2 protein-coding genes and 1 pseudogene are annotated in these 3,214 nt (G+C 51.4%); all 3 read right to left on the bottom strand.

Features of this window, described 5'->3' with window-relative positions; all coding sequences use genetic code 11:
- Nucleotides 1-2,155 (bottom strand): DNA gyrase subunit B (locus ACJAZW_RS15430; protein WP_415159696.1); only part of this gene is annotated, 2,155 nt, incomplete at its 3' end.
- 172 nt (nt 2,156-2,327) lie between these two features.
- Nucleotides 2,328-2,954 (bottom strand): LysE family translocator, encoded by a 627-nt coding sequence (locus ACJAZW_RS15425; protein WP_415159694.1) that lies wholly within the window; start codon nt 2,952-2,954, stop codon nt 2,328-2,330.
- Nucleotides 2,951-3,214 (bottom strand): annotated as a pseudogene (locus ACJAZW_RS15420) (DNA replication and repair protein RecF); the annotation flags it as partial. The gene ACJAZW_RS15425 and the pseudogene ACJAZW_RS15420, both read right to left, overlap by 4 nt.

Genomic DNA, 3,214 nt, shown 5'->3' with positions numbered 1-3,214 from the left:
CATTCACCACCTGTACACGGTCTTTGCGCACCAATGTGCAAGGTTTTCCGTATGTCTCCTGCAAACTTTCGGTCAGTAATCCCGTGCGGCGGGCTTCTCCAGAGCGGAGCATCGCTCCATCAAGGTTGCGCACCTCTTCAACGCCGCGCAAAATACGTGCCAAGCTCATGCCACGGTCTTGGGTTGGACGGCCCTGCCAACCACGCTCATATTCCAAGGCTATCAGGTCTAGCCGTCGTGCTACAGCATCGGCCATGCCTTGCAGATCACGATCCACAGCCCCCGGCACAAAAGCTCCTGCAATCGCGGCTTGCTCCAAGATATGGCGCGGGTAATGGGTTGGAAAAGCGTCAACTATACGCTTCAACTGCCGAGCTTCATCCACCACGCGCATCAGGTCAGCACCCAAAATCTCTTCGCCATCGCTCAGACGCAACAATGCGCCTTCGATGCCTTGTTCAATCAGATACTCATCCAAAGCTGGTTGGTCTTTGAGATAGACCTCAGACCGGCCTCGCCCCACCTTAAACAGCGGTGGCTGTGCTATATAGAGAAACCCACCCTCGATCAAAGCTGGCATTTGTCTAAAGAAGAACGTGAGCAGCAAGGTTCGGATATGCGCCCCATCCACATCCGCATCAGTCATGATGACAATTTTATGGTAGCGCAGCTTGTTGATATTAAATTCGTCGCGACCAATGCCAGTGCCCAACGCCATCACCAAATTACCAATTTCTTGGCTTCCAAGCATGCGGTCAAACCTCGCACGCTCAACGTTGAGGATCTTACCGCGCAAGGGTAAAACCGCTTGGGTCAAACGGTCCCGGCCAGTTTGAGCAGAACCCCCGGCACTATCACCTTCCACTAAAAACACTTCGGTTTTTGACGGATCCTTTTCCGAACAATCTTTGAGTTTACCAGCTAAAAAGTTGACATCCATCGCCGTCTTGCGACGGGTCAAATCACGGGCTTTGCGGGCGGCTTCGCGGGCCATAGCGGCTTCCACGATTTTACCTACGATGATCTTCGCCTGTGCTGGGTTTTCCTCAAACCATTCAGCCAACTTTTCACCCACCAACCCCTCAACAGCAGGGCGGACTTCAGAGCTCACCAATTTATCTTTGGTTTGACTTGAGAACTTTGGGTCAGGTACTTTAATTGATAGCACGCAAGTCAAACCTTCACGAGCATCATCCCCCGTGAAGCTAATCTTTTCTTTTTTGGCAATGCCACTGGACTGCGCATAATTGTTTATTGTCCGCGTCAGGGCACCGCGGAATCCCGCCATGTGGGTGCCACCGTCACGCTGTGGAATGTTATTGGTGAAGGGTAAAACATTCTCGTGATATGTATCGTTCCACCACATCGCTACCTCAACGCCGATATCGTCTCGCATTCCGTTTACGTAAATAGGCTCTTCCATGATTGAAGACTTCGACCGGTCTAGATATTTTACAAACTCCCGCACACCGCCATCATAGTAAAGCTCGCTACGCAGAGGTTCAGCCGGGCGCAAATCCTCCAAAATAATCCGCACGCCTGAATTCAAAAACGCCAATTCGCGCAAACGCTTTTCGAGAATTTCGAATTTATACTCGAGATTGGAAAATGTGCCAGTAGAGGCGAGGAAGCGGACCTCCGTGCCAGTTCTGTCGCCACAGTCACCGACAATGCTCAAGTGCTCCGCTGTGTCACCATGCTCAAAACGGGCCACATGTTCTTTGCCATTTCGCCATATTCGAAGCTCCAACCAAACAGAAAGTGCGTTAACCACAGACACGCCCACACCGTGCAGGCCACCCGATACCTTGTATGAATTGCTGTCGAACTTACCACCAGCATGCAGCTGAGTCATGATAACTTCGGCGGCAGAAACGCCTTCTTCTTCATGTATGCCAACCGGGATACCACGACCATTATCGGCGACAGAAACCGAGTTATCAGCATTGATCCGCACCGAAACATGGTCCGCGTGACCGGCCAAAGCCTCATCAATACCGTTGTCGACAACTTCGTACACCATATGGTGCAAACCCGAGCCATCGTCGGTATCGCCAATGTACATGCCAGGTCGCTTCCGAACAGCCTCTAAGCCCCTGAGAACTTGGATGGAATCTGCGCCGTATTCTTCTACAACTGGGGTTTGCTCGGCCATCGTGTCTACCTTTTATGAGTTACACAACAAATAGCGTATTTCAGAGGGCTTGTCACGCAAATGACACAACAGATTGTGGCCAAAGGACGTATTTTTTAGCGAAAAAAAAGTTGTATAAATTCAATGCTTCAGAAGGCTTAAAATTCGCGGTTAAGATGCAAATAACCAATCGTCAAACAAATGAAATCACCAGACCCATCGCAATCAGCAACCCACCAGAAATTCGGTTGATCAATAGCACAGCGTGCGGAGATTGCAAAAACGCCCGTGCCTTATTTACAAAACTTGCCAGAATGAGATTGCCCAGCAACGGCGTCACAATAGAGACCATGACAATCGCTGTGACATCAATCAAAGTGACCTGCATCAGATCAAAAAATCCAGGCAGAACGCCCATATAGAACAGAATTGCTTTAGGGTTTCCCAAGATAACCAAAATACCCGCTACAACACCCGCCCACATCCCAGGGCGCGTGAGACGGCCGTCACTGCCCAAAGCGTTTCCAGCCCTCATGATGAGCAAGCCCCCCATGACCAGAAACAAAACGGCGGCTACATAGCGCAGAATGGTCATGATGCCGTCAATCTCATTGACCACCCAGCTCACACCTAAAATCGCAAGGATCGGCCAAACAGCATCCCCAATAGCAACTCCCAAGGCGAGAGGCCAGGCGGCCTGAAACCCGCCGGACATAGCACGCGCCAAAAGCGCCACCCAGACCGGGCCGGGTGTGAGGAACAAAATCAGCACTGCGACCGCATAAATCGCCAAATCTGAGGCAGCCAACGTCATGCTCATTGCATTTTCACCTCTGATTTATTGTTATTTTCAGAGACCAAGAGGTGTTGCGCGCGCGCGCCGAATTCATCAAACAATTCCGGGCCAGTGCCGGTCATCCATGCCTGCGCGCCAAGGGCACAAATTTCGTCATATAGGGCTGCCCTGCGGCCAGCGTCCAAATGCGCGGCGACCTCATCGAGAAGCAGGATCGGCGGAATGCCTGTTTGCTCTTTCAGCGCGCGGCCATTTGCCAAAATCAAGGAGATCAACAGCGCCTT

The sequence above is a fragment of the Maritalea sp. genome, assembly GCF_047634455.1.
GTDB lineage: Bacteria > Pseudomonadota > Alphaproteobacteria > Rhizobiales > Devosiaceae > Maritalea.
The sequence above is the reverse complement of the archived record's forward strand: the minus strand, read 5'-3'. Positions and strand labels throughout refer to the sequence as shown.

What these genes read in the sequence shown, in the direction of transcription:
- ACJAZW_RS15425 (WP_415159694.1), bottom strand. Translation starts at nt 2,954, where the DNA reads ATGAGCATGACGTTGGCTGCCTCAGATTTGGCGATTTATGCGGTCGCA.